This is a genomic window from Roseateles sp. AC306 (assembly GCF_979253795.1).
Genome location: NZ_CEEDEB010000002.1, coordinates 132,702 through 158,310, shown reverse-complemented (window position 1 = coordinate 158,310; position 25,609 = coordinate 132,702). Strand labels below are relative to the sequence as shown.

General features: G+C 69.9%; 28 protein-coding genes. 9 read left to right on the top strand and 19 right to left on the bottom strand.

The window, feature by feature from the left end; all coding sequences use genetic code 11:
• Nucleotides 1-7: 7 nt before the first annotated feature.
• From AC0IZJ_RS05520 to AC0IZJ_RS05475, 10 genes are all read right to left on the bottom strand, one after another.
• Entirely contained in the window at nucleotides 8-424 is a 417-nt protein-coding gene (locus AC0IZJ_RS05520; RefSeq protein WP_471847486.1) for a GFA family protein, read from the bottom strand.
• Nucleotides 421-735: a hypothetical protein gene (locus AC0IZJ_RS05515; RefSeq protein WP_471847484.1), complete on the bottom strand. Its 315-nt coding sequence runs from the start codon at nucleotides 733-735 to the stop codon at nucleotides 421-423. Before AC0IZJ_RS05515 ends, AC0IZJ_RS05520 begins: the two co-directional genes overlap by 4 nt.
• Nucleotides 736-835: 100 nt before the next feature.
• Nucleotides 836-1,414, bottom strand: a complete 579-nt coding sequence (locus tag AC0IZJ_RS05510; protein WP_471847482.1) for an NADPH-dependent FMN reductase — start codon at nucleotides 1,412-1,414, stop codon at nucleotides 836-838.
• 127 nt (nucleotides 1,415-1,541) lie between these two features.
• Complete coding sequence (locus AC0IZJ_RS05505; RefSeq protein WP_471847480.1) at nucleotides 1,542-2,630, bottom strand: dienelactone hydrolase family protein; 1,089 nt, start codon at nucleotides 2,628-2,630, stop codon at nucleotides 1,542-1,544.
• 3 nt (nucleotides 2,631-2,633) lie between these two features.
• Nucleotides 2,634-3,938, bottom strand: coding sequence for a TRAP transporter large permease (locus AC0IZJ_RS05500; RefSeq protein ID WP_471847478.1), 1,305 nt, complete (start codon nucleotides 3,936-3,938; stop codon nucleotides 2,634-2,636).
• Between the two features lie 84 nt (nucleotides 3,939-4,022).
• Nucleotides 4,023-4,517 (bottom strand): TRAP transporter small permease, encoded by a 495-nt coding sequence (locus tag AC0IZJ_RS05495; protein ID WP_471847476.1) that lies wholly within the window; start codon nucleotides 4,515-4,517, stop codon nucleotides 4,023-4,025.
• Nucleotides 4,514-5,473 (bottom strand): TRAP transporter substrate-binding protein, encoded by a 960-nt coding sequence (locus tag AC0IZJ_RS05490; protein ID WP_471847474.1) that lies wholly within the window; start codon nucleotides 5,471-5,473, stop codon nucleotides 4,514-4,516. Before AC0IZJ_RS05490 ends, AC0IZJ_RS05495 begins: the two co-directional genes overlap by 4 nt.
• 12 nt (nucleotides 5,474-5,485) lie before the next feature.
• Nucleotides 5,486-7,093, bottom strand: coding sequence for a family 43 glycosylhydrolase (locus tag AC0IZJ_RS05485; RefSeq protein WP_471847472.1), 1,608 nt, complete (start codon nucleotides 7,091-7,093; stop codon nucleotides 5,486-5,488).
• Complete coding sequence (locus tag AC0IZJ_RS05480) at nucleotides 7,090-8,424, bottom strand: pectate lyase family protein (RefSeq protein WP_471847470.1); 1,335 nt, start codon at nucleotides 8,422-8,424, stop codon at nucleotides 7,090-7,092. The genes AC0IZJ_RS05485 and AC0IZJ_RS05480 overlap by 4 nt, the downstream gene beginning before the upstream one ends.
• Nucleotides 8,425-8,432: 8 nt before the next feature.
• On the bottom strand, nucleotides 8,433-9,392 hold the full coding sequence (locus tag AC0IZJ_RS05475; RefSeq protein ID WP_471847468.1) for a sugar kinase: 960 nt from the start codon (nucleotides 9,390-9,392) through the stop codon (nucleotides 8,433-8,435).
• Between the two features lie 164 nt (nucleotides 9,393-9,556).
• Between AC0IZJ_RS05475 and AC0IZJ_RS05470 the strand changes: the two genes are divergently transcribed.
• The 3 genes from AC0IZJ_RS05470 (at nucleotide 9,557) to AC0IZJ_RS05460 (ending at nucleotide 12,337) form a co-directional block, all read left to right on the top strand.
• On the top strand, nucleotides 9,557-11,374 hold the full coding sequence (locus AC0IZJ_RS05470) for an aspartyl protease family protein (RefSeq protein WP_471847466.1): 1,818 nt from the start codon (nucleotides 9,557-9,559) through the stop codon (nucleotides 11,372-11,374).
• A 72-nt stretch (nucleotides 11,375-11,446) separates the two neighbouring features.
• A complete protein-coding gene (locus tag AC0IZJ_RS05465; protein WP_471847464.1) occupies nucleotides 11,447-12,037 on the top strand; it encodes a GAF domain-containing protein in 591 nt (196 codons plus the stop codon).
• Nucleotides 12,038-12,046: 9 nt separating this feature from the next.
• Nucleotides 12,047-12,337, top strand: a complete 291-nt coding sequence (locus AC0IZJ_RS05460) for a hypothetical protein (RefSeq protein WP_471847462.1) — start codon at nucleotides 12,047-12,049, stop codon at nucleotides 12,335-12,337.
• Here AC0IZJ_RS05460 and AC0IZJ_RS05455 read toward each other — a convergent pair.
• From AC0IZJ_RS05455 to AC0IZJ_RS05440, 4 genes are all read right to left on the bottom strand, one after another.
• A complete protein-coding gene (locus AC0IZJ_RS05455; RefSeq protein ID WP_471847460.1) occupies nucleotides 12,319-13,065 on the bottom strand; it encodes a substrate-binding periplasmic protein in 747 nt (248 codons plus the stop codon). The genes AC0IZJ_RS05460 and AC0IZJ_RS05455 overlap by 19 nt on opposite strands.
• Before the next feature lie 80 nt (nucleotides 13,066-13,145).
• A complete protein-coding gene (locus AC0IZJ_RS05450; protein ID WP_471847458.1) occupies nucleotides 13,146-14,528 on the bottom strand; it encodes a GAF domain-containing protein in 1,383 nt (460 codons plus the stop codon).
• A complete protein-coding gene (locus AC0IZJ_RS05445) occupies nucleotides 14,525-15,007 on the bottom strand; it encodes a hypothetical protein (RefSeq protein ID WP_471847456.1) in 483 nt (160 codons plus the stop codon). Before AC0IZJ_RS05445 ends, AC0IZJ_RS05450 begins: the two co-directional genes overlap by 4 nt.
• A complete protein-coding gene (locus AC0IZJ_RS05440; RefSeq protein WP_471847454.1) occupies nucleotides 15,007-15,489 on the bottom strand; it encodes a hypothetical protein in 483 nt (160 codons plus the stop codon). Before AC0IZJ_RS05440 ends, AC0IZJ_RS05445 begins: the two co-directional genes overlap by 1 nt.
• A 247-nt stretch (nucleotides 15,490-15,736) precedes the next feature.
• Between AC0IZJ_RS05440 and AC0IZJ_RS05435 the strand changes: the two genes are divergently transcribed.
• Genes AC0IZJ_RS05435 through AC0IZJ_RS05410 form a run of 6 tightly spaced genes read left to right on the top strand, consistent with a single transcriptional unit; the run spans nucleotide 15,737 to nucleotide 21,238 of the window.
• A complete protein-coding gene (locus AC0IZJ_RS05435) occupies nucleotides 15,737-17,293 on the top strand; it encodes a hypothetical protein (RefSeq protein ID WP_471847452.1) in 1,557 nt (518 codons plus the stop codon).
• Between the two features lie 8 nt (nucleotides 17,294-17,301).
• Entirely contained in the window at nucleotides 17,302-18,366 is a 1,065-nt protein-coding gene (locus AC0IZJ_RS05430; RefSeq protein WP_471847450.1) for a hypothetical protein, read from the top strand.
• Between the two features lie 11 nt (nucleotides 18,367-18,377).
• On the top strand, nucleotides 18,378-18,545 hold the full coding sequence (locus AC0IZJ_RS05425) for a hypothetical protein (protein WP_471847448.1): 168 nt from the start codon (nucleotides 18,378-18,380) through the stop codon (nucleotides 18,543-18,545).
• An 11-nt stretch (nucleotides 18,546-18,556) separates the two neighbouring features.
• Nucleotides 18,557-19,474, top strand: coding sequence for a thiamine pyrophosphate-dependent dehydrogenase E1 component subunit alpha (locus tag AC0IZJ_RS05420; RefSeq protein WP_471847446.1), 918 nt, complete (start codon nucleotides 18,557-18,559; stop codon nucleotides 19,472-19,474).
• Between the two features lie 11 nt (nucleotides 19,475-19,485).
• Nucleotides 19,486-20,433 (top strand): alpha-ketoacid dehydrogenase subunit beta, encoded by a 948-nt coding sequence (locus tag AC0IZJ_RS05415; RefSeq protein ID WP_471847444.1) that lies wholly within the window; start codon nucleotides 19,486-19,488, stop codon nucleotides 20,431-20,433.
• A 34-nt stretch (nucleotides 20,434-20,467) separates the two neighbouring features.
• Nucleotides 20,468-21,238, top strand: coding sequence for a PEP-CTERM sorting domain-containing protein (locus AC0IZJ_RS05410; RefSeq protein WP_471847442.1), 771 nt, complete (start codon nucleotides 20,468-20,470; stop codon nucleotides 21,236-21,238).
• 1 nt (nucleotide 21,239) lies between these two features.
• Here AC0IZJ_RS05410 and AC0IZJ_RS05405 read toward each other — a convergent pair whose 3' ends face one another.
• Genes AC0IZJ_RS05405 through AC0IZJ_RS05385 form a run of 5 tightly spaced genes read right to left on the bottom strand, consistent with a single transcriptional unit; the run spans nucleotide 21,240 to nucleotide 25,596 of the window.
• Nucleotides 21,240-22,046, bottom strand: a complete 807-nt coding sequence (locus AC0IZJ_RS05405; protein WP_471847440.1) for an alpha/beta hydrolase — start codon at nucleotides 22,044-22,046, stop codon at nucleotides 21,240-21,242.
• The gene (locus AC0IZJ_RS05400) at nucleotides 22,043-22,609 is read right to left on the bottom strand and encodes an ABC-type transport auxiliary lipoprotein family protein (RefSeq protein WP_471847438.1); all 567 of its coding nucleotides are present in this window, start codon (nucleotides 22,607-22,609) and stop codon (nucleotides 22,043-22,045) included. Before AC0IZJ_RS05400 ends, AC0IZJ_RS05405 begins: the two co-directional genes overlap by 4 nt.
• On the bottom strand, nucleotides 22,606-23,571 hold the full coding sequence (locus AC0IZJ_RS05395) for an MlaD family protein (protein WP_471847436.1): 966 nt from the start codon (nucleotides 23,569-23,571) through the stop codon (nucleotides 22,606-22,608). Before AC0IZJ_RS05395 ends, AC0IZJ_RS05400 begins: the two co-directional genes overlap by 4 nt.
• 10 nt (nucleotides 23,572-23,581) lie before the next feature.
• Complete coding sequence (locus AC0IZJ_RS05390; protein ID WP_471847434.1) at nucleotides 23,582-24,421, bottom strand: ABC transporter ATP-binding protein; 840 nt, start codon at nucleotides 24,419-24,421, stop codon at nucleotides 23,582-23,584.
• Between the two features lie 2 nt (nucleotides 24,422-24,423).
• A complete protein-coding gene (locus AC0IZJ_RS05385; RefSeq protein ID WP_471847432.1) occupies nucleotides 24,424-25,596 on the bottom strand; it encodes an ABC transporter permease in 1,173 nt (390 codons plus the stop codon).
• Nucleotides 25,597-25,609: the final 13 nt, after the last annotated feature.

Below are 25,609 nucleotides of genomic sequence, written 5' to 3'. Positions count from 1 at the left end.
ACGCGCGTCAATGCTCAGGCAACGCCACGTGCTCAGTCAGCGGCGCTGCCAACTTGGCCCACGGCGGGCGCTGGCCTGCGAACAATGCGGCGGTCGGCGAGAACGCGGCTGGGTCATCGAGACTGCCCGCGTAGAGGGTGACCATCTCGGGCGCCGACTCCGGCGTACCGAAGAGCAGGCTGCCGCAGTCGCGGCAGAAGTTGCGCACCGCCTGCCGACCGCTGCCGCCGGTGACGCGCGACTGCTTCACCGGTCCGGTGCAGCTGAAGGAAGGCTTGGGCACGCCGAGGATGGGCACGCCGCCCGTGCCAGAGGCCCGCTGGCAGTCGCGGCAGTGGCAGACGACCGAGAACAGCGCAGGGCCTGTCGAGCGGTAGCGGACGGCGCCGCACAGGCAGCCGCCCGCCAGCAACGCCACCGTCATGCCTTGGGGGCCTTGGGCCGGATCAGCGTGCGCTGGAACCAGGCCTCGTTCATGCGCGCCAGGAAGTTGGCGTTGATGGCAAAGCCGCAGCCGTCACCCAGCACGGCCTCGGAGCCGCAGCGCGGGCACATGGCCGTCTGCTGCGCGACGGCCGCACTGTCGTTCATGTTGTCCATCGTCAGCCCCGTCCAGCCGACGATCTCGTGGGGCTTGAACATCTCGACGCAGTTGCAGCAGCCGCACTGCTGGCTGGCCTCGATCTGCACCCAGTTGTTGGAGGTGTAGCGGTAAGCGGCGAGAAGTTCGTTCATGGGGAGTCGCTGGCAGTCGGTTTGAGGCAGTGTGACGCGGCACCGGCCGGAACGCCATTGGCGCCCGCCCCGCCTCGCCCGCTCGCGGGGCGATTCATCCTCAACCTTGTTGGCCGGGCGCACCGGCCAGCGCAAACGTCGCCGCGCCGTCCGCCTGCGCCTGGATAACGGCGGCCCGCAGCGCGGCCAGCGACGTGTGGATGGCCTGCACCAGGGCCGGCGTTTCGGCCATCGCCGTCTCGTCGAGCTTGGCACCCAGCAGCTCAATGCTGAGCGACGCCGGCTCGACGATGACGGCTGACATGGTGCGCAGCGTTTCGCGCAGTGCCGCGTCGGCGTGATGGGCTCGCGGCGAGGCATTGAGCACGGCCACCGGCTTGTTCACGAAGGGCTCGAAGCTGACCAGCCAGTCCAGCAGGTTCTTGATGGCGCCGGTCACGCCGTGGGCGTACTCCGGGCTGGCGATCAGCAGCGCGTCGGCGCCCGCGACCTGCATCTGCAGCGCCAGCACGCTCATGGGCAGGTCGGCTTCCAGGTCGGGATTGAACAGCGGCAGGTCGCCGACGAAGTTGCAGAGCTGGATCTCGATGCCAGCCGGTGCCAGGCGCTGGAAGGTTCTTAGCAGCGCCGAATTCAGGGAGGCGGCGCGCAGGCTGCCGGAGATGGCGAGGATGCGCATCTAGAAGCTGAAACCATGGTCGTCGCGCCAGGCGCGGAGGGAGCCGGTGAGGAGCATTGGAAATTTGGAGTGGTCGTGCGAACGGCGACGGAGCACCGGCCGCCGACTATGCCAAAGCAGCGCGCGTTCAGCCGGCTTGCCGCCTGAGCCAGTTCACAGCGGCCATTTGCTGCGCCTGGTCAAAGCGGTGGCCGCCCGCTGTCGCCAGCGTGGTGAATGCGTTGTCACCGCGCCAGGCCCGCGCCAGCCGCTGCCAGCTTGCCTGCGCCGCATCCCACGGAAACAACTTGTCTTCCGCCGACCCGAACAGCATCAACGGCCGCGGCGCGATCAGCGCGGCGACATCCGGGTGGTCCAGCTCGGCCGCCAGCCCGGGGTGGCCCATGCTGAAGGCCGACTGCCCTTGCAACGTGTGCTCGCCGGCCCGCAAGAGCCCGTCTCGCGTGCACATCCAGTGCGCGGCGACGCAGGCGGACACGTCGGGGCAGACGGCGGCGAGCTGCCACGCACGGAAGGCGCCCATCGAGAAGCCGAGCACCGCCACGCGCTTCGCGTTGATGCCGGGATGCTCGCGCAGCCAGCGGTGGGAGCGCAGGTCGTCGCTGGCGATGACGCCGGCCCAGCTGTGGCCGAGCTGCATCAGGTGGTTGGCGAGTGCCTGCTGGTCGTCCTTGGCGAATCCGGGCCGGCCGCGTTCGCCCCAGCCGAGGGCGTCGATGGCCAGCACCGCGAAGCCCGCGTTCACGAGCGTGTCACCGACGAAGGTGTTTTCAAAATAGCGCTGTGCCCAGCCTTCGGCGGCCGGGTTCACGGCCAGTGGGCGGATCAGCTTTTCCTTGCCGATGTCGAAGCGCGCGCCGTGGTCATGCAGCACCAGCACCGCCGGATGCGGGCCGGGGCTCTTGGGTCGCAAGAAGAGGGCGGGCACGCGGTCGCCGAGGCAGCCGCGCAGCGTGAGTTGTTGGGCGAGATGGCCGCCGCGGTCCTGCTCCGTGAGCACCTCGGTGGCGAAGGCGCTGCCATCGTCGCCGGGCAGCAGGATGAGCCTGCGGGCCGCGGCCAGCGCTTCGGCACGCCAGCCGGCATCGGCACGCCAGGCGAGGCGAGCGCGCCAGCGCTTCTGGACGCTGGCCAGCGTGTCGTCCAGCGCATCGGCACCCGCCAGCAGCGGCCAGGTCGCGAGGCCCGCGAGCAACTGCCGGCGGCGCGCATTCATGGCTCAGCCGCCAACCAGCTTGGGCAGCGCCAGCGACAGCATCGGGATGTAGGTCGCCGCCAGCAGCGTGACGAGCAGTGCCCCATAGAACGGCGCGATGGAGCGCATGACCTGGCCCACCGACACGCCGCCGATCGCGCAGCCGACGAACTGCACGCTGCCCACCGGCGGCGTGTTCAGACCCAGCGCGCAGTTCAGCAGCATGACGACGCCGAACTGCGTCGGGTCCATGCCGGCCTTCATGCAGATGGGCAGGAAGATCGGCGTGCAGATCAGGATGGTGGCCGCCATGTCCAGGAAGGTGCCCAGCACGAACAGCAGCACGTTGACCCACAGGAAGATCAGCCACGGGTTGTTGCCGCTCATCTGCTCCAGCCATTCGCCGGTCTTCTGCGGCACCTCGTACAGCGCCATGAAGTAGCCGAAGGCCGACGAGATGCCGATCAGCAGCAGCACCACGCCCGTCGTCTTGCAGGCCTTGGCGCAGGCGGCCAGGAAACCCTTCCAGGAGAGCGACCGGTAGACGACGCCGGTGACCAGCAGCGCCCAGCAGACGGCGGTGGCCGCCGACTCGGTGGCCGTGAACACGCCGCTCAGGATGCCGCCCAGGATGATGACGATCACCATCAGCCCCGGCAGCGCCGCCAGGAAGGCCGAGAACACCGCCACCCAGCCGGGAAAGGCGCCGTGCGTCGGGTAGCCGCGCTTGCGGGCGACGGCATAGGCCGCGACGAGGTTGGACACGGTCAGCAGCACGGCCGGGATCAGGCAGGCGAGGATCAGGTTGAAGACGCTGACCGCCGCGATGCCGGCCGTGGCGAGCACGTAGATGATGAGGTTGTGCGAGGTCGGCATCAGCGCGCCGACCAGCGCCGCATGCGTCGTCACGTTGACCGCGTAGTCGGCGTCGTAGCCCTCGCGCTTCATCAGCGGGATCATCACCGAGCCCATTGCCGACACGTCGGCCAGCGGCGAGCCGGCCACGCCGCCGAACAGCGTGCAGCCCAGCACATTGCTCATGCCCAGGCCGCCGCGCACGTGGCCTACCAGCCGGTTGGCGAAGTTGACGATGCGCTCGGCGATGCCGCCGTGCAGCATCAGCTCGCCCGCGAAGATGAAGAACGGGATCGCGAGGAAGGAGAAGATCTGCATGCCGCCCACCATCTTCTGAAAGACGATGGCCATCGGCAGATCGGCCGCGAACGCCGTGGCGATGGACGAGAGGCCGATGGCAAACGCCACCGGCACGCCCAACAACAGCAGCAGCACGAAGCTGCCGCACATGACCCAAAGTTCGTAACCTTCCATGTCAGTACCGCCCGGCCGTCCGAAGGTGATGACGCGCCCCCTCGGGGGGCAGCGCGCGAAGCAAGCGTGGGGGTTGGTTCATTCTTAGACCCCGGCTTCTTCGACAGCCTGGCCGCGGGCAAGCGCGATCAGATGCTCGATGCAGAACAACACGATGAGCACGCCGGCAATCACGAGCGGCAGATAGTCCAGCCCCTCGGACACACCCAGCATGGGCTTGGGTTCAGCCCACTTCAGCGTCAGCCATTCCCAACCCGCGATGGCCATCAGGATGGCGAATACCAGCACGCAGACATGGATGGCCGCCTCCGCGACGCGTTGCGCGGCCTTGGGCAGCAGCACGACGATGGACTCCATGCCGAGGTGGCCTGCGTCGCGCACGCCCACTGCCACGGCCAGCGCGGTGATGTAGAGCACCAGCATGAGCGCGACCGGCTCGGTCCAGGTCGGCGAGTCGTTGAGCAGGTAGCGGCCGATCACCTGCCACTGCACGCAGACGATCAGCACGACGAGGCCCAGCACGGCCAGGCGCAGCGACCAGCGCGACAGCGCCGCGCAGAGCTTCGTATACCCGCTCATTTGATGTCTTGGATAGCCTTGACCAACTTCTGAAGATCCGGCGTGTTGACGAACTTCGCCATCACCGGCTGCATGGCCACGCGGAAGGGCTCGCGGTCGACGACGACGATCTCGGTGCCGGCGGCCTTGACGGCGGCCAGCGCCTTGGCCTCCTGCGCATCCCACAGCTGGCGCTGCACGGCGACCGACGCCTTCGCGGCTTCACGGAGCTGGGCCTGCTGCTCGGGCTTGAGCTTGTCCCACACCTTCTTGCTGATGAAGAGGGCGTCGGGCGTCATCGCATGTTCGGTGCGGCTGTAGAACTTGGCGGCCTCAAAGTGGCGGAAGCCTTCGTAGCTGGGGATGTTGTTCTCGGCCGCGTCGATGAGGCCGGTCTTCAGGCCGGTGTAGACCTCGCCCGGCGGCATCGGCGACGGGTTCGCGCCCAGCGCCGTCATCGCGGCGACCGACAGGTCGCTCTGCTGCACGCGGATCTTCAGGCCCTTGGTGTCGGCCAGGCTCTTGACGGGCTTGCGCGCGTAGATGGAACGCGAGCCGGAGTCGTACAGCGCCAGGCCCACCATGCCCTGGTGCTCACAGGCCTTGAGGATCTCCTCGCCAGGCGCGCCGTCATAGGCCTTGCGCATGTGCGCCGTGTCGCGGAACAGGAAGGGCAGGGACGGCACCAGCGTCTTCGGGCACATGGCCGCCAGCGGCGCAAGGTTGACGCGCGTCATCGCCAGCGCGCCGAGCTTGACCTGGTCGATGGTCTCCTTCTCGCTGCCCAGCGCGCCCTTGTTGAAGACCTTGACGGTCAGCGTGCCGCCGCTGCTCTTGGCCAGTGTCTGGCCGAGCTGCCTGACGGCAGCGACGGTGGGGTAGTCGTCGCTGTTGTGGACGTCGGCGGATTTCAGTTCGAGGGCGAAGGCGCTGTTGCTGAGCAGTGCGGCGGCGAGCAGGGTGAGGGTCTTCTTCATTGGTTTGTCTCCTTAGTCGATGGCGCGATAGCGCAGGTTCGAGAACCGCGCCTCGCCGTTGCCGGCGGCATAGATCGCCGGCCGCAGGCTGGCGAAGCCGCCCGCGGTGTTGTGGTGGTAGCCGCTGACGTCCATCTGCACGGGGAACTTCGTCCACGGCTGGCTGGCGTCGGCGCGGCTGAAGAGGGTCAGCACATGGCGGGCGCAGCGCAGCTTCAACTGCATGCGCCTTTCGATGCCGATGGGCTTGGGCACGGCGCGGATGTCCAGACCGTAGCGGTGCAGCTGGAAGTTCTTCGCGTTGGCGCCCATGCCGGCGTAAAGGCGCGCGCTGTAGAACATGACGACACCGGCCTGGACGCCCTCGTCGACGTCGAGATCGAACTCCAGCTCGAATGCCGGATCGCCCTGGATGAACCCCAGCGGCGGGCTGTCGCCCGGGCCTTTGGCGCCAGCGGCGCGCAGGTGCAGCTTGCCGCCAGCCACGCGGGCGCGGGGTGCCTGGCCGCTGCCGCTGAGGAACTGCCAGTGAGGCTTCGGTACCTTGCCGGCGAAGTCGTCGGACAGCGGCAGACCATGCGGCAAGGCCTTGCCGCCTGCCGGCATGGGCAGGGGCACGCCGTCGTCCACGTCGACATGGAACCAGCCATCGGCGCTGAAGCGCGCGGGCGCCAGCAGCATCTGCCGGCCCAGCGTGTGAAAGCTGTTCTCGTAGCCGTGGTACAGCATCCACCAGTCGCCGCGCGGCCCCTGCACAAGGCTGCCATGGCCGCGCGACCACCAACGCTCGCGCGACGACTTCGTGCGCATCAGCGGGTTGTGCGGTGCCTGCTCCCAGGGCCCGTCCAGCGTGCGGCTGCGTGCGGCGATGACCATGTGCCCCGTCGGCGGCCCGGCCGTGCCGCCCACGGCCAGCAGCATGTGCCACCAGCCGCCGTGGCGCAGCATCTTGGGGCCCTCGGGCGAGAAGCTCTCGACGTCCCAGTCGTCCGGGTAGCGCCAGGGGTCGTAGATGTGTTCGATGGCCCCGACGGTCTTCAGCCCGTCGGCGCTGAGGCGCACGCGGTCGCCGCCGCTGAGGTAGAGCCAGCGCTGGCCGTCCTCACCCGCGACATGCGTCGGGTCGATGTGTTTGGACAAGCCCATTGCCTGCGGCTTGGACCACGGGCCCTCAATGCGGTCCGCCCAGCTGACAAGGATGTCGTTGGGCTGCGCCTTGACCGGCAGATACAGGTAGTAGCGGCTGCCGTGCTTGCACAGGTCCGGCGCCCAGACGCTGCCGACCGCCTCGGTCAGCGCGTTGGCGATGGGCTGCCAGTTGACGAGGTCGCGCGAGTGCCAGATCAGCAGCCCGGGCACGGCCTCGAAGCTGGAGTGCGTCAGGTAGTAGTCGTCACCGTCCTTCAGCACCGTGGGGTCGGGGCGGTCGCCGGCGAGTACGGGGTTCAGGAAGCGCCCGTCGCCCTGGTCCGCCTTGCGCTGGCCCTCGATGCCCTTCGGCCAGGGCTTGCACGGCGGCAGATAGGGCAGGCCGGGGGCGTCGCTGCAATCGGCAGCGCTCCAGGCCGGTGGTGCCGCAAGCAGCGCGAGCAGCCCGCGCCGATCGAGTCCGCCGGTCACCTGGAAACCTGCGTGAACAGCGATTGCCAACCGGCCTTGGGGCTCATGTCGGCGAGGTTCCAGTCGGCCTCGACGAACGCCCGCTGCGTCGCCTTGCGCCTGGGCAGGCCGTCGGGGTTGTTCTGGGTCTCGTCATCGATGAGGGTGCCGCGGTCCTCGGCGATGTCGGACAGCTGCTTGAAGTCCAGCGGGTCGCGCGCCCAGGGCCGCGAGCCGACGTACAGGGGCAGCAGCCTCTCCAGCTCGCGCGGTGCCACCCAGCTCAGGCCGGGCGGCAGGTAGGCCTCGCGCACCGGCACGATCTGCGCCGGGCTGGACGTGTAGCGGCCGGTGATGGGCAGCGTCAGGCCGTTGCGGTCGAGAGCGAGGTTGTCCTGCTCGAAGAGCTGCACATCGCCCACGCCACCGAGCGTGAACAGCGGCAGGCCCAGCACCGTGCCCGGGCCGGCGCGGTAGACGTTGCCGGCCAGCGTGATCTTGCCGGTCTGGTAGGGCTGACCCACCCACTCGTGGGCGATGAGGTTGTAGTGAACCGCCCGTGCGCCTGGGTTGTAGATCAGGTTGTTGACCATCGCGCCCCAGGCGCCGCCCTTGAACAGCGCATTGCGCTCGCGGTTGGAGGCGTAGACATTGCCCAGCAGCAGCATCTGCGTGACGTTGTCGTGGATGAGGCTGCCCTTGCTGTGGTCGCCCTTGATGTGCACCGACTCGCTCAGGCCCTCGTAGATGAGGTTGTGGCTGTAGGTGAGGGCGTGCGAGGTGCTGGCGCGCCAGTCGTCGGGCGTCTTGCCGTCGAAGCGCCGGCCGCCGGCGGAGATGTTTTCGTCCGTCGCCCAGGAGAAGCTGCAGTGGTCGACGATGACGCGCGCCGCGCCGTTGGTCGTGGACAGGCCGTCATGGTCGTTGCCGCTGCGCTTGCCGCGCCCATAGGCGCCGGGGCGGATACTGATGTGCTGCAGGATCACGTCCTTGGCGAGCACCTCCAGCTCGCCCTTGACGAGGGTGATGCCGGGGTCGGGCGCGGTCTGGCCGGCGATCGTGACCTTGCCTTCGCGCAGCTTCCAGCTCTTGCCACCCATGTCGATGACGCCGCCGACCTCGAAGACGATGGTGCGTGCGCCGGGCATCTCCAGCGCCTCCTTCAGGCTGCCGGGGCCGTCGCCGGCCAGCGTCGTCACGCGCAGGATCTTGCCGCCCTGGCCGCCCGTCGTCTGCGCCCAGCCGGCGTGCACATAAGTGGCGGGGTGCAAGGGGGCCGTGTTCTGGAGGGTGGCCTGGGCATGGCACAGCCCAGCGGTGGCGGCCAGCGCCAGGGTGCAGAGAACTCGCATCGAGGTCCTTAGAGGAGGTCTTGCATCGCGTCACGCGGGATCAGCGCGCCGGGATGCTGGATGACTCGCGCCGCCAGCCGGTTGCCGAAGGCCGCAGCCTCGGCCGGTGCGGCGCCACGCAGGCGGCGGCTCAGGTAGCCGGCCGCAAAGGAGTCGCCCGCGGCGGTGGTGTCGACAACGCGGGGCACCGTCTCGGTGGCCACCTCCTGCCAGGCGCCGTGGCTCCCCTGGCCGCCGACGATGGCCGGCAGCGCACCGCGCTTGATGGCGATCTCGTCCACCGGCAGGGCCTGGGCGGCCGCCACCGCGGCGGCCAGGTCGGGCAGGGCGTGCAGGGCCTGGTGATCGTCGGCGGTGATGAGGGCGATGGAGGCCGACGCGAAGGCGCGGCCATACCAGTAGCGCGCGTCGGCCAGCGAGTCCCAGAGCCGTGGGCGGAAGTTGTTGTCGAAGGCCACGACCTTGCCGTTGGCGCGCATGCGTGCCATCAGCGCCAGCACCCGCTCGCGGCCGGCCTGAGGCAGGATGGCGAGGCTGATGCCGGAGAGATACAGCGCGTCCAGCGCCTCGGCCTGCTCTTCCAGCGCCGTCGTGGCGGCGTCGAAATAGGCCCGCGCCGCCGCCTGGCCGCGCCAGTAGTGGAAGCGCCGCTCGCCGCCTTCATCCAGCTCGATCAGATAGAGCCCCGGCACCCGCCCGGGCAGGCGCTGCACCAGGCCAGTCAGCAAGCCTTCGGCCTGCCAGCGCTCCAGCATGCCGCTGCTGAGGCTGTCGTCACCCAGGGCCGTCGCGTAATGCACGCGCAGGTCGGGGCCGCCGCAGCGGGCCAGGTAGACGGCGGTGTTCAGCGTGTCGCCGCCAAAGGTCTGGCGCAGATCGCCGAAGGCCTGGCCCTGCAGTTCCAGCATGCATTCGCCCAGAGCGGCAATCGACACCGGCCGCGTTGCGGCCGAAGGGGAGAGGTTCACGATTTGAAAATGAAACAGCGGTTCAATAAAGATAACTTACGCGGTTCAGTCTGGGTCTTCTGGTTTACCCAGGCACGCGGATGGGGCGGATAAGCGCTCAAGACGGTGCGCGCTTGGTTAGAGTGCCGCCGCTGCCGCAGGAGCAGTTGTCAGGGAGACAGAAGATGAGTGCAGATCGTGGGTGCCGCAGCCAAGGGTGCGGGCGCTGGGGCGCCGCATGGCTGGCGCTGTTGTTGAGTGGGCCGGCGGCTGCGGCCGGCTGCCAGCTGAGCGAGTTGGAGATTCCGGTTCGCATCGTCAATCAGCGGCCCGTCGGCACGCTGATGCTGAACGGCACCGAGGTGCCGATGCTGATCGACAGCGGCGCCTTCTTCAGCATGCTGCCGGTGTCGACCGCGACGCAGCTCGGTTTGCGCCTGAAAAGCCTGCCGTTCGGCTTCCGCATCGAAGGCTACACGGGCAGCATAGAAGCCCAGATGACGAAGGTGGAAAAGGTCGGCTTGCGCGGTAACGAGCTGCGCAACATCGAGTTCATCGTCGGCGGCAACGAACTGGGCTCCGGCATCATGGGCGTCCTGGGCCGCAACTTCCTGTCCATCGCCGACACCGAGTACGACCTGGCCCACGGCGTCGTGCGCCTGATGTTCCCCAAGGGTGACTGCGACAAGGTGAACTTCGCCTACTGGGCCGGCGAGGCGCCCGTCATCGAGACGGCGTTGCAGAACAACTACCGCGAGAACAACAACGACATCCGCGTGGCCGTCAGGATCAACGGCGTGAAGATGCGCGCCATCATGGACACGGGCGCGCCGGGCACCGCCCTCAAGCTGAGCTCGGCGAAACGCGCCGGTGTCAAGGAAAGCGACCTGAAGGAAGCCGGTCGGACCGGCGGCGCCGGAGAAGGCCGGGTGCGCTCCTGGACGGCCCAGCTCGCGGCCTTCGAGCTGGGTGGCGAGAAGATCGTCAACAACTTCCTGCAGGTCGACGAGACCGACCACCTCCGCGAGGACATGCTCGTCGGCCTGGACTATTTCCTGTCCCATCGCATCTACGTGTCGCGCCTGCAGGGCAAGGTCTACGCCACCTGGAATGGCGGGCCGGTGTTCGCGCACGGCGCGACGGACGGCCATTACGACCGCCGCTACGCGGCCGTGCCGGCCGACATCTCCCCCGACGATGCCGCAGCCCTGGCCCGGCGCGGCGAGGCCGCAGCGGCCCGTGGCGAGTTCACCAAGGCCCTGGCCGACCTGGACCGCGCCTGCGAGCTGGCGCCCAAGGCGGAGGCCAATTTTCTGGCCCGGGCGCGGGTGCATCTGGCGATGCGTGACTTCGACAAGGCGCGGTCGGACCTCGACCGGGCCCTCAGCCTGCATCCTGGCCTGCACGAAGCCCTGGCCGTGCGCGCATCCATGCGCGCCGGCACGGGCGACCGCGACGGCGCACTGGCCGACCTGACGGTCCTGGACACAGGGCTGCCGCCGTCCGCCCACCTGCGCGAGCTGATGGCCAGCATTTATGTCGGGCTGGGCCTCGTGCCCGAGGCGCTGCGCCAGTGGGATCTCTGGGTGCCCACCCATCGCGCCGACGCCCGCCTGGCCAACGTGCTCAACAGTCGCTGCTGGCTGCGCGCCGGCCTCAACCGCGACTTGAAGCTTGCGCTGGAGGACTGCAAGGCCGCCGTGGACAAGGATGGCGGTGAGTCGGCCTACCGCGACAGCCTGGGCTGGACCTATCTGCGGCTGGACGATGCCCGTAGCGCGGTCGAAGCCTTCGACGCGGCCATCAAGCTGAAAGCCCGAGCCTTCTCGCATTACGGCCGAGCGCTTGCCCTGCAACGGCTGGGGAAGGCCGACGCAGCCCGGCGCGATCTCGCGGCGGCACGCCAGCTCGACGCGGAGATCGACGGCAAAGTGCGGGCCGAGGGCTTCCCGGTCGCCGACGACGCCCCGGCACCGGCGCGCAAGGCCTCCATGCCGGACTGAAACCTGTCGTTACTCTGTTCAGCACGCCGTCTGCGTGGATGATTGCGGCAGCCCATCTGAGGAGAGTTCTGCATGTCCTTCCTGGACCCGCTCGACCGACAGTCGCTGGAAGTCAAGATCTCGGAACTGCTCGTCGCCACCGCCGACAGCTACGACACCGCGCTGGACCGGCGTATCACGGAGGTGCTGCTGATGCTGCGCAAGCAGCTGCGCATGGACGTGGTCTTCGTCTCCGAGTTCGTCGACGGCGAGCGCGTGTTCCGCTTCATCGAAGGCGGCGGGCCGCTGGGCCTGAACGCCGGTGACTCCGGCCCGCTGGAGGAAAGCTATTGCCAGCGCGTCGTGCAGGGCCGCATGCCCGAGCTGGTGCCCGACGCGCAGGTGCTGATTGCGCGTGGCGAACTGTTCGATCCCGGCATCGCCGTCGGCGCCCACCTGAGCACGCCGGTCGTGCTGGAAGACGGCCGCGTCTACGGCACGGTCTGCTGCTTCAGCAGCTCCGCCCAGCCCGATCTCCAGGCCAGCGCGCTCGCCTGCCTGCGCCAATGCGCACGCCTGGTTGCCCGCAAGGTCGACGTGCAGCAGCGTCTGCAATTTCCGTCCGTCCCGGCTGCCGAGCCGGACTGGTCGGCCACCGAGCCGATGCCACTCGAGAAAACATGAGGAGGTCCCATGAATGACGGTTTTGGCCATGAAGTACCACCCCGGCACGCCCAGCAGACGCACCGTCAGGTCTCGCGTTTCCTCGTCGTGATCGGCTCGAACGACGGCGGCGTCGCCCGCCTGTTCCTGGCCGACCACAGCCAGGTCGGCGAGTTCGACGCCGGCAGCGAGGAGGTGGTCGAGTTGATCAAGACGGCGGTTGCCAGCACCGGCGCCAGCGGCCCCGAGTGGGACCGCGCGCTGGGCGGGCACACGCCGGCCGAGCGCGCGAGCGCGACGGTCTACACGCTGGACGTCTGAGCCTCGTAGGCGGTCGTCAGCTGCTCCAGGTCGCCGCTGTCGCGCATGCGGCGGATCACGTCGGCAATGCGCGGCGCCACGTCCTTGTGGCGCACATGGAGGTAGTGGTGCAGGTCAAAGCGCGCCAGGTCGGGTGACACGTCCAGCTCCTTGATGCCCAGGGTGGCCATGGCCGACTGGGCCGACAAGGTCGTGCAGATGGCCACGTCGATCCGGCCGGCCGTCAGCATGCGAATCAGCTGCGGCGGGCTCTGCGTCAGCGTCAGCGCGGGGTGGTTCTCGGTCAGCTCCTGCGCATACACCATGCCGCGGATGGAACCCACCGAGTAGTGCCGCAGGTCGTCGCGCGACTGCACGCTGGCCGCACGCGCGGGCATGGAATAGGCCCGCACGCTGACGCGGTAGTAGGACGGGTCCACGCGCAGCAGCTGTGGGTAGATCTGGCCGTAGCTGGCAATGCGCACGAGTTCGCCATCGGCCTTGTCGCTCAGGGTCATCAGGCTGGCGCGGGGCGGCGGCAGCACCTCGATCTGCAGGCCCAGGCCGGCGCGGCGGTAGATCTCGGCCAGCAGCCGGGCCGCCACCGCACTGCTGCCGGTCTTGTTGACGGCGGTGACGATGAAGGTCTCCAGCGCCATCGCCCGTGGGGCCGCCAGGGCCGCCAGCGCGGCAGCCACCAGCCGGCGGCGGTTGGCTGATTCGGGAGACTCCGCAGTGCGCAGGTCCATGTCTCACCCCGTGGCGCGTCATGCGCTCTGTCACGAAGGTAGCGCATCGCGCCCTGGCTGCGCAACTCAACGGAGGTGAATCATCCCTCGGTCGTGAGGCTCAGCGGCCCGCGCGCCATGAGGCGGTACTGGCCGCGGCCGGCGCGCTCGATGCGCAGGCCGAAGTCCTTCTCGGCCAGGCGGCGCTCCAGCAGCAGCAGGCGCACGCCCAGGTTGTCCTGCACCTCGGGCAGGCGCAGGTCGCCGCCGGCCAGGCGCAGCTCGCGGGTGCTGAAGGCCTCGCGGCCGCTGTCGATCTGGTCGCGCACCAGCTTGGCGACGATGGCGCCGGCCACGCCCTTGATGAGGTACTCGTCGTTGACGAAGACGCTGTGGTCGCGCGGGTAGTGGCGCACGCGCAGCGGCGTGCCTGCGGCGGCCTGCACGGCGGCCGGGGGCGCCGTGGCGGGCTCTTCCACCAGTTCCGTCGTGCGCAGGGACGCCAGGCCCTGCGCGAGCTGGGCGCCCACGGCGGTCAGCGCGTCCTCGTCGTCGTAGCTGAAGAACTGGTCGCTCTCGCTCTCCACCAGCAGCGCGCCCACCGTGCGGCCACGCGCGCGCAGCGGCACGGCGAGCTGGCTGCGCGGGCTGGCCAGGCCGGGCAGGGGGATGGTGTCGGCCATGGCGGCCTGCAGGCCGAGTTGCTCGGCCTTGGCGCGCCAGGACATGCCGTAGCTGTACATCTGGCTCATGTGGCCGATGCGGATGGGCACGTTCTCACGCAGCGCCACGCCGGCGAGGCCCGCCTCGGCCACCGGCAGCTCGGCGCCGGTTCCCGTCTGCTCGTAGCCAATGCTGGCCAGCGTGTAGAGGCCCTGGCGCTGCTCGTCCAGCAGCCAGACGATGGCATGGCTGATGCGCAGGTCGCGCTGCAGGCCGTCGATGAAGGCCTGCAGCAGGCCGCGCAGGTCGGCGGCTTCGGCGAGCTGCTCGCTCATGCGGCGCACGCCAGTGGCGAGGTCGCAGCGCGGCGCCAGTGCGGGCAGCGGGTGCACCGGGTCCAGCTTGCGCAGGGACTCGACGCGATACACGTCGGCGCCGCGCAGATGGAAGACCTTCTCCATGCCGGTCTGCGCGGCGATGCCGGCGAGCTTGGCGCGCAGCCGCTCGAACACCGGGCCCTCGGTGTCGGTGCGCTCATAGCGCAGCTGCAGCAGCACGGACACGCCGGTGAAGGGGTCCTCCACGCTGAGGGCCACACGCCCGGTGGCCAGGATGTTGGCGCGGCTGCGGTTGAGGAACTGGTAGGTCAGCGCGACGTGCTCATCGTCGATGTACTCGACGTGCGACAAGTAGTTGACATGCGGCATGCCGTCGGGCGCCACGGTGCACATGGCCGGCGGAATGACGCCTTCGAGCAGGCGGCGCACGTCACGCAGCCTGAGTGCACGGCGTTCGGCCTGGGGAGTGGTGGTGTCGTTCATGGCAGTAGGTCCACGGCTTGTCCGGCGCCCGGGCCGGGCGTCTGGTCCCAGGCCGCCAGGGGCGTGAAGCGCACGCAGCTGAAATCGGCCAGCGTGAGTTCGCCCATCACCGCCATGATCTGGCGGCGGTCGGCGCCGAAGCGCTCGATCTGCTGGATCCACGCCTCGAAGCAATGCGCGAACTTCGGCGCCTGCTCGGGGTAGGCCGGCAGCACTTCGGCGTCGATGCCCTTCACGTGCAGCACGCGGTAGTTGCTGGGCAGTCCGGCGGAGACGGCCACGCGACCCGTGGCGCGGATGGCGGCCAGCAGTTCGCTGCCCGGCACGCTGCGCACGAGCAGCTCGACCCGGCCGTCCGGCAGCGCCCAGATGCCGTGGGCGAAATGCAGCTCGGGCTGCCCTTCAGGCGTGCTCGAACCCACGCGCAACGTGACCCCCTGCTGAAGGTGCGCCACCCAGGCGTCGGGCAGGCGGGCCATCAGCTCAGCAGCTCCACGGGCGTGCCGGCGCCGGGGCCGGGTGTCTGGTCCCAGGCACCGCAGGGCGTGAAACGGATGCCGGCCAGGCGCGGCACATCCAGGTCGTACCAGATCGCCATGATGGCTTCGCGCGTGAAGCCGAAGGGCTCGACGTTGGCCATAAAGCGCTCGCGGCAGCGCTCGAACAGATGCGCATGGGCGGGCGTGGGCGTGAAGACCTCGGCGTCCAGGCCTTTGACGTGCAGCGTGCGGTGGCTGCCCGGTTGCGCGGCCACGTAGGCGATGCGGCCACTGTCCCGGATGGCGGCCAGAAGGCGGTCGCCGATGTTGGCCGCCAGCAGCACCTCGACGCGGCCATCGGCCACTGCCTGCGCTGCCAGCGCACGGCAGATCTCGGGCTGGCCGTCGGCGTGGCTGCCGCCCAGGCGGTGCGAGACGCCGCTCTCGAGATGGGCGGCCCAGTCGGGTGGGAGTCGAGGCACGGAACGAAGCGTTGTTGACGGCCCCGAATGATAGGCAGGCCGCCGCGCCCGGCCCGGTTAGCAAAGACTTAACAAACCCTTAGCCGACATCTAGCAGCGCGCTTGGGCCGGGCCGACCAAAGTAGAGCCCATGCCGGACAGACCCCGGCACAAGACACATCAACCCCCAAGACACCGCCTGGCCGAAGCCCCCCGGGCAGCGGCGCGGCGGAGCCTTGCCCGACATCTGCGAACCGAGAGAACTGCCATGAAGCCTTGCCCCACCCCCTTGCTGAGCGCCTTGCTCGCCGCCGTCCTGCTGCAGGCCTGCGGCGGCGGGGGCAGCGATGCCGGGCCGACATCCTCGCCGACGTCGACGCCGACCCCTGCTCCGGCGCCTGCACCGGCTCCGACACCCGTTCCGGCCCCGGCTCCGACGCCCGCTCCGGCCCCCGCACCATCACCGGCCGTCACCGCCGTCGGCACGCCGCTCGGCGCTGTCGTCGCCAGCGCCCGCATCGGTGCCGCCGGCGGCCGCCTGGACGCGCCCGACTATGGCTTGGCCGTCGTCGTGCCGGCCGGTGCTTTTGAGGCCGAGCAGCTCGTCACGCTTCAGCCCATCACGAACACCGCGCCCGGCGCACGCGGCGGCGCCTGGCGCATCCAGCCCGAGGGCTTGGTGTCCAAGCGGCCCATCACGCTCGAATGGCTGCCGACAGCCGCCGAGCGCAATGGCGCAAAACACCTCCGCATCGCCACGCAAGGCGCCGACGGCATCTGGCGCAGCGCCAAGGCGGGCAGCGACAGCGACGGCGTGGTGCGCACCACCACCACGCATTTCAGCGACTGGTCGCTGGTGGCCGGGGTGCAGCTGCGCCCCGGCGCGGCCGATGTCGGCCTGCGGCAGACGCAGGAGCTGACAGTGATGGTCTGCGGCCGCGGCGACGACACGGCGCTACCCGGCCATGACCGGCACTTCACCTGCGAGACCGATGGCGGCGCCGTGCTGTCAACGGGCGGCTGGGCCGTGAACGGCGTGGCGGCCGGCAATGCCACCGTCGGCACCCTGACCGGTGTCGACACCATCGGCGCGATCAAGCGCACCTACCGCGCGCCCGCCGCGCTGCCGGCGCAGAACCCGGTGGCCGTATCCGTGAACTACCAGGACCCGTTCGACAACATCGACGGTGCGGTGCAGCTCGTCGCCAACCTGACCGTCATCGACCCGCAGGCGGGCTGCGACTGGCTCAAGGGCGTCAACACGCTCAACGTCGCGCTGGAGCAGGACTACCACTGGGCCGGCGCCGATGACCAGGGCAGCGCGCGCTACGCCCACCGCGCCCGCGTCGCCGGCAAGCTGCAGCGCGACCCGCTGTCGCCCATCGGCCAGGTGTGGTTCGCCGGCAGCGCCGAGACCGGCAGCATCGGCGTGGAGCAGTTCTACAGCAGCGCCTACGCGCCAGACACCATCCAGGTGACAGCCCAGGGCGCGCCGCTGTTCGACCCTGCGCATCCGCCGCTGCTGCGCGCGTTTGTGGACCTTGCCACCTGCAAGCTCGACTTCACCGGCTACGTGCCCGTGCCGGCGCGCCACCTGCGCACGTTTCAGGGCGTCACGCACGAGATGGAGGCCAAGATCAGTGGCCTGTCCTTCCGCATCGCCGGCTATGCGCTGGCCGGCCGTCGCGAGTTCGGCGAGGAGCGGTTGCTGCCCGCCGAACTCGGTCGGCGCGTGAACACCAATCTCGTCGTGCCCGACAGCCATCGCGAGTTCGACGGGGTGTCCGGCAGTGCCCGTTTGCGCTGGTCCCTGGCGCCGCAGTGAGAAGCGTCATGAAGCACACCTTGCTCATCACGCTGATGCTCGGGGCCGGTGCCGCCCAGGCCCACTGCTGGGCCGCCGACGCCGCCGAGCCGATCAGCAACGACGGCCTGCCGGTCCGCCACGCCTCGTTCAAACCGCTGCATGCCGCCATGGACGTGTTCGAGGCGCAGGCCAGGCCCAACGCCGGATTGCTGGCGCTGCCTGATGTGCGGCTGCGCATCACCCGCGCCGTGCTGGACTCCGACGAGCCGGCGCGCCGCCCGCGGGAGGCCGTCATCCACGCCCAGGGCTTCGGGCCCAAGACCTGGATGGGCAAGGACTGCGACATCCACGCCGAGGCCGCTCAGCGCATCGGCCCGCGCGCCGGCTTCAGCGTCTTCATCAACGCGCCCCTGGCGACCCTGAACCGCTGGGCGCATGACGAGCAGCTCAGCGCCTACCTGGAAGGCGAACGCGGCGAGGCCATGCAGGGCTGGCCGGTGTTCGGCGAATGCGCCGTCATCGGTCCCGAGCGGCGCCTGCCCTGGGTGCCCGTGACGGTGGGCGAGATGCTGGCCTACTTCGACCGCGAGCAGCAACGCAAGATCTTTGATTGGGACCGCAGCAACGAGCGTGCGTTGCAGCCCTTCGATCTGCCCGCAGCCGAACGCAAGGCCGAGCAAATCCGGGCGCAGAACGCCCAGGCGGCCGACCTGATGCTGACGGTCGCGCGCCAGCGCAAGGCCGCAGAGGCCGGCTACCACGCGCAACTGGCGCGCAGCCGGCAGATGCTGGTCGACGAGCTGGGCGACCTGCGCCGCACTCGCGCCGGCATGGATGCCAGCCAGCTCGGCGAGCCCTATCGCCTGGGCACCGGGCACCACCGCCTGCCCGGCCCGGGCGACGCCGGCCGGCCGCTCAAGCGCCTCGTCAAGCTGGACCCGAATTTCCTCTGGGACGCCCGCAACCGCACGCGCATCCAGCTGCTGACCGTCTGCGCCAGCACCCATCCCAACAACCCCGCCTATGCCCAGCCGATGCGCGACGCCGTCGCCGCGCTGGACCTCAACCGCCTTGCCGCCTTGCTGAATTGAAGGACACCGCCATGAAGCCATCCACGCCACCCGCCGCCGCCGTGCCGTCGCGCACCGAGCGTCCTCCCATCGCGCCCGACAGCGCGCGCCAGCCCATGCCCGGCGACGTGTTCTGCACCGTCGAACGTCACCCCGGCCTGGCTCGGCCGCAGGGCTCGGTCATGAGTCTGGCCGGTTGAAGGAGAGCGCGATGACCGCCATCGACCCCACGCTGGCCCGCCTGGACGCCATGCTGCTGATCCGCGCCTACGAGCAGCGGCTCATAGACGCCGCCTCCCCCACCAACCCGGGCACCTGCACGTCGGTTGGCCAGGAGGCCTGCGCCGTCGGCGTCGTCGGCGCGCTGGCCCCGCAGGACAAGCTGCTCACCAACCACCGCAGCGCCGGCCATCTGCTGGCGCGCGGCGCCGACCCCGAGCGCCTGTTCGCCGAGGTGCTGGGCCGCACCACCGGCTATTGCGGCGGGCACTCGGGCTCGCTGCACATCTCGGCGAAATCGCTTGGGGTGGTGCTCACGTCGACCATCGTCGGCGGCGGGCTGTCGCTGGCGCCGGGCGTGGCGCTGGCGCAGAAGCTGGGCGCCCAGCCCAAGGGCATCACGGCCGTGTTCTTCGGCGATGGCGCGGCCTGCCAGGGCATCTTCCACGAAGCGGTCAACCTGGCCGCCACGTGGCGTCTGCCCCTCCTGTTCGTCTGCGAGAACAACCAGTGGCAGGCCTATGTGCACCGCCGCGAGACCATGCCCGGCGAGTTCGTCTCCGACTGGGTGCAGGGCCATGGCCTGGCTGTCGAGGTCGTGGATGGCAATGACGTCGAGGCGGTGCACGCCGCCGCCACGCAGGCCGTGGCCGCCATGCGCGACGACGGCCGCCCGCGCCTGCTGGAGCTGATGACCTATCGCCAGCGCGGCCATTTCGAGCCCGACGACCAGGCGTACGTCTGCGCCACCGAGCACGCCCAGTGGCTGGCGCGCGACCCGATCAAGCGCCAGGCCGAGCGGCTAGGTCTGAGTGTCGACGACCAGGCTCGCCGCGAGGCGGAGGTGCGCGGCCGGATCGAGCAGGCCTATGCCGTCGCACTCACGGCGCCCTGGCCGCAAGTCGCCTGAAGGAGAACGACATGCAAATGACTTCCCAGCAAGCCCTGATCGCGGCGCTGCACCGCGCGATGGCGGCCGACGAACGCGTGATCTTTCTCGGCGAGGGTGTGGCCACGAAGAACCCTGAACTGCTGTCCGCCTTTGGCGCCGAGCGCGTGCGCAACACACCACTCGCCGAGGCCAGCATCGTCGGCTGTGCCGTGGGCGCGGCGGCCATGGGGCTGAGGCCGGTGGTGGACCTGCTGTTCTCGCCCTTCCTGATGCTGGCCATGGACGCGCTCGTCAACAGCGCCGGCAAGCTCGGAGCCTTGAGTGGCGGCCAGTTCGAGTTCCCGATGGTGGTGCTGGCCCAGACCGGCGCCGGCTGGTCCATCGGCGGCCAGCACAACCACAACCTGGAGGCGCTGTTCGCCCATGTGCCCGGCCTGCAGCTGCTGATGCCCAGCACGCCGGCAGACACCGCCGGCCTGCTGACCGGCGCGTTAGGGCAGCCACGGCCCAGCCTGCTGTTCAGCGACATCGGCCTGGCCCATGTGCCCGGCGATGTGGCGGGCGACGAGCTGCTGCTGCCCGGCCGCGCCGCCGTGCGCCGCCACGGCGACGCGCTGACGCTGGTGGGCTATGGCAAGACCGTGGGCCATTGCCTCACCGCTGCCCAGACGCTGCAGGCCGAGGGCGTGGAAGCCGAGGTCATCGACCTGCGCAGCCTCAAGCCCCTGGACACGGTCACCGTGCTGGCCTCGGTGCGCAGGACCGGCCGGCTGCTCTGCGTGACCGAGGCCAGCGGCTTGTGCGGCCTGGCGGCCGAGCTGTGCGCTGTGGTCGCCGGACAGGCCTTTTCCGACCTGAAGGCCGCGCCTCAGCGCCTGACCGGTCCAGACGCCCCGGCACTGGCCAGCTGGCCGCTGGAGCAGGCCGCCGTGCCGCAACCCGAACAGATCGCCGCCCGCGCGCGGGCGCTGCTGTAAGCCTTCCCTCATCCTTTCAACCTGTAGAACGCAAATGAACAAGACCTCACTCACCCTCGCGCTGGCCCTCGCTGCAGCCGCCTTGCTGACCGCTGCACCCGCCCAGGCCGCGAAACCCAACTACGGCGCCTATGCCGGTGTCCACGGCGGCGGCTGGAAGGGCGGCGAGGGCAGCTTCGACGCCATGGCCAACACACCGGCCACCCACAGCAAGTACTCCTACGGCTGGGGCATGGCCTCGCTGGGCGACGGCACGCTGCACGCGGCGTCCAGTGCCACGCCGTGCCCGGGCTGCCACGCCAAGACGGGCACCAACTCGGTGGCGCGCTACTGGGACACCGTGACCTTCCGCAACGGCAAGAACCTCGGCCTCGTCGAGCTCAGTGTCAGCATCGACGGCACGCTGACGCCGGGCAACTCGTACGCTTCCGCGCGTTTCTACATCGGCTATGCCCATGCCGATTTTTTCGACCGGCTGGACGTCTATGCCCCGGCCATCACGCTGACATCGGGCACCACCGTGCTGGGTGACGAGCTGTTCGTGCCGCTCGGCGATACCACCTACTTCGTCTTTGCCGAGCTCTACACATCGGCCGTGGCGCTGCCCTACGCCGGCAGCCCCAACGCCAGCGCCGACTTCGGCAACACGCTGCACTTCAGCTGGACGCTGCCAGAGGGGGTGACCACCAGCTCGGCCTCCGGCCAGTTCATGACCGCCGCCGTGCCAGAGCCGTCGACATGGGTGATGGCTTCTGCCGGCATGTTGCTGCTCGGCTGGATGAGCAGGCGCCGCCGAGAGGCTTGAGTCAACGCAGCGCCGTGAGCGCCTCGGTCATGGCCTGCCGGTAGGCGGGCAGATCCTGCAGGTTGTTGTGCCCGCCGCCGTCAATGCGCAGCAACTGCGCCTGCGGCACGATCGCCTTCAGCTTGCTGCTTTCGCTGAAGGGGATGACATCGTCACGGTCGCCATGCGCCAGCAGCAGCGGGCCGCGGATGCGCGCTACGGCGCGGTCGGTGCGCAGCGGGTAGCGCAGCACCTGCGGCGGCAGCCAGGGAAAGTGCTCGCGCGCCAGGCCGGCGAGGCTGGCGTAGGGCGATACCAGCACCGTCAGGTCAGGCTGCACCACCGCCGCCAGCTCCGCGGCCAGACCTGTGCCCAGCGAGCGGCCATAGATGACGACGCGTTTGCCCGCGTAACGCGCAGCCACGTCCCGCCAGACGGCGGCCACGTCGGTATGCAGCTGCGCCTCGCTCTCGATGCGGCCCGTGCTCTTGCCGTAGCCGCGGTAGTCGGGCATGACCAGGTCGAAGCCGGCGCGGCGGTAGAAGTCGGTGTCGCTGAACCAGCTCTGCAGGTTGCCGGCGTTGCCGTGCAGGAAGAACACCACGCCGCGCGGCTCGGGCAGGCGCAATTCCAGCACCGACAGGCGCGCGCCAGGCACGTCGACGAAGCGCTCGTGCACGTCCGGCTCGGTCGCAAGCTGCGTGTCGGCCGGCAGCGGCTGGGGGTAGAAGAGCAGGCTCTCCTGCTTCAGCCAAAGCGCCGCGGTGGCGACCGCCCAGACCACGCCGGGCAGCAGCACCAATGCCAGCGCGACGCGGGTTGCGTTCACCGGCAGGAGGCGGCCAGCCACGCGCCGAGCAGCGGCAGCCAGTCGTCCACCGTCTGCGCCAATGCGCGCACGGCGCCAGGCGCGTCAGCCGAGGCGGGGCGCTCGATGCGCCAATGTTGTTGCAGCGCCGCGCCGCTGCCGGCGGGCCAGAGCGTGGCGTGAACGCGCAGCACGGCCTGACTGCTGGTGGCGCTGCTTAACTGCTGCTCAAACTCGTCGAGGTGGATGGCCAGCAGGCTGGCGGGCTTGCCGGCGCAGCCGGGCGTGGCGGCGAGCTGTTCGCGCAGGCGTTGCGTCAGCAGCGCGGCCGGCGGTGCGGCCCAGAGGCTGTCGCGGTAGTGCTCCAGGCGCTGCGCCTGCTGGAAGCTCAGCCGGTAGGCGATGCCCTCGCCAGCCAGCGACGGCGCGGCGGTGACGTCGGCGACCCGCCACGCGAAGGTGCCGCCGGAGGTGGTGGCGGCCGGCGCGGGGCCGAGGTCGTAGACGGCGCGCACCGGTGCGGTGGGCCCGAGCGAGCAGGCATTCAAGGTGAGCGCAGCAAGCAGGGTGATGGCAGATCTCATTTGTTGGCACCCGTCAGGCGCTCGGCAAAGCCGGCTTCACCCGGCCCGGGTGGGCGGGCGCCACGGCCAAAGAGCAGGCTTTGCGGCTGGTCGCCCAGGTCATGGGCAGCGCGCTCGATGCTGCGGCTGGCGGCGGACAGGTCGGCCACCAGCGGGCGGCTGCGCTGTGGTGTGTCGCCCACCAGGGCGAGTTCCACCTGGCGCGTCGTCGTCTGCAACTGGGCAGCCGCGCCGTCAAGGCGGTCCAGCACGGCGACGCGGGTCTTGAGTTCCTGCGTGAGCTGGCGGCTGTCGGCGGCCAGCGCCTCGATCTCGCGCAAGGCCGCGCTGGCACGCTGGGCCGTGGCGTCGGCGTCCTTCAGGAAGCCGGGCAGCTCGCGGGCGCCGGGCTGCAGCGCGGCCATCAGCCGGCTGGTGTCACCAGCGGCCTGCTCCAGCTGCACGAGGCTGCGGTTGAGCTGGGTGCGGTTGGTCTCGCTGAGCAGCGCATTGAGCCGATCGGCCGTCTCGGCAAAGCCGGCCAGCAGCAGCGGGCCGCTCTCGGCCAGGCGGTCTAGCAGTGTCGGTTTGAGCGCGAGGCGGGCGCCGGGTGCGGCGCGCTTCAGTGCTGCCTTGGTGTCGGCCTCTTCCAGGCTGACGAAGGACAGACCGGTGACGCCCTGCAGGCCAAGCTGGGCATGCGTGCTGGCGGACACCGGCGCGGCGGCATCGACCGTGATGCCGACGAGGATCTGGCGCGGGTCTTCGGGGTCGAAGCCGATGCTGTCCACCCAGCCGACCTCCACGCCGCGCAGTTTGACGGGCGCCTTCAGATTCAGCCCCGGCACACCGCTGCGCGCGACGACGGTGTAGCGCACGCGCTCCGTGCGGTCGCCCTGGAACCAGGCAACGCTTGCGGCCAGCATGAGGCCGAGCAGCAGCAAGAAGAGGCCTGCGGCGAGGGCGTGGGCTTTGTTTTCCATGTCAGTGGTGTCAGACGGTTTGCTCTTCTCTCAGCACGGCCGGAATGCCGCCTTCGTCGCTGGTGTCGTCCAGGCTCAGCCGGAATCGCCGCAGGTCATCTTCGGCACAGCGCTCCACATGGCCGAGGAAGAAGTTGCGCACGAACTGATGCGGCAGCCGCGCCACCTCTGCCAGCGGGCCGCAGGCAATGATCCGCTGCTCCGCCAGCACGGCCACGCGGTCGACCACGGCGAACAGCGTGTCGACGTCGTGGGTGACCATCACCACCGTCAGCCCCAGCTCCTGGCGCAGCTTGCGCAGCAGCCGGACGAACTGCTTGGCGCTGTCCGGGTCCAGCCCGGCGGTGGGTTCGTCCAGGAACAGCAGCTGCGGGTCCAGGATCAGCGCCCGCGCCAGCGACACGCGCTTGACCATGCCGCCCGACAGCTCCGACGGCCGCTTGAGCGCATCGTCGGGTTTCAAGCCGACCTGGGCCAGCTTGAGCATGACGAGCGGCTTGACGAGGTCGGGCGGCACGCTCTTGAGCTCGCGCAGCGGCAGGGCGATGTTGTCGAACACGCTCAGCGCCGAGAACAGCGCGCCGGCCTGGAACAGCACGCCCCAGCGGTATCGCACGCGCTCCAGGTCACGCACGGCGCAGCGGCCCAGCGGGTGGCCGAAGATCTTCACGCTGCCGGCCTGCGGCACCTCCAGCCCCAGCAGCAGGCGCAGCAGGGTCGTCTTGCCCGAGCCCGAGCCGCCGATCAGCGCCATCACCTCGCCCCGGTGCACGGTGAGGTTGAGGTTGCGGTGGATGACGTGGCCGCCGAAAGCGGTGGTCACGTTGTCGACTTCGATGATGGCTTCCACGGCTACACCCCGACGTTGGAGAACAGGATCGCGAAGATGGCGTCGACGACGATGACCAGCGTGATCGACGTGACGACCGACTGCGTGACGCTCTGGCCCAGGCTCTCGGTGTTGGGCTTCACGCGCAGCCCGAAATGGCAGGCCAGCAGCGCGATGAGCCCGCCGAACAGGATGGACTTGATCCAGCCCAGCCACAGGTTGACCGGCTCGACGACGCTGGGCAGCAGGTGCAGGAACTGCATCGGGTCCAGCTTGAGCGCGGCGCTCGCTGCGGCCATGCCGCCCAGCAGCATCAGCGCGCTCGTCCACAGCGCCACCAGCGGCAGCGAGATGGCCAGCGCAACCACCTTGGGCAGCACCAGGCGCACCGTGTGCGAGATGCCCATGACGGACAGTGCGTCGAGTTCCTGCGTGACGCGCATGACGCCGATCTGCGCCGTCATCGCCGAACCGGAGCGGCCCGCCACGATGATGGCCGCCAGCAGCGGCCCCAGCTCGCGCAGCACGGCCAGGCCGAGGATGTTGATGACGAAGATGTCGGCGCCATAGGTCTTGAGCTGGCGCGAGATCAGGTAGGACAGCGTCAGGCCGACGAGAAAGCCGACCAGCGCCGTGATCGGCAGCGCCTGCGCGCCGGTGCGGTAGACATTGGCCGAGATCTCGCGCCAGCCGATCAGCGAGGGGTGGCGCAGCACGGCAAACAGATCCAGCAGCAGGCGGCCGGTCAGCGCAATGATGTCAATGCCGTGGCGGGCGAAGGCCAGCAGGCCGAGGCTGGCCCGCTCCAGCCCGGGGCCGAGGCGGCGTGGTCGCTTGGGGAGGGCGCTGGGCTGCATGAACTGCGCGAACAGCGTCACATGCTCCGGCAGCCACAGCAGACGCGACGGCGGCTTGCGGCCCCAGCCCTGCCAAAGTGTCAGCGCACCGGCCGTGTCCAGGCGCCCCAGGCCGCGCAGGTCCCAGAGGGCGTCGCCGGCGCCGGACACCGCGCTGGCGATGCGCTGGCGGAATTCGTCGTAGCGGCCACGCAGCGCGAGCAGCGTCCAGTCGCCGCTGACCCGCCATTCGCGCGGGCCGCTGGACAGCAGCTGTGGTTCGGCGTCGGGCGAGGCGGCTGGCCAGGCTTCGGACGACTCAGGCTGGTCGGGGAGGGAGAGGGCGCCTGCGTCGCTCATGGGCCGCAACGAT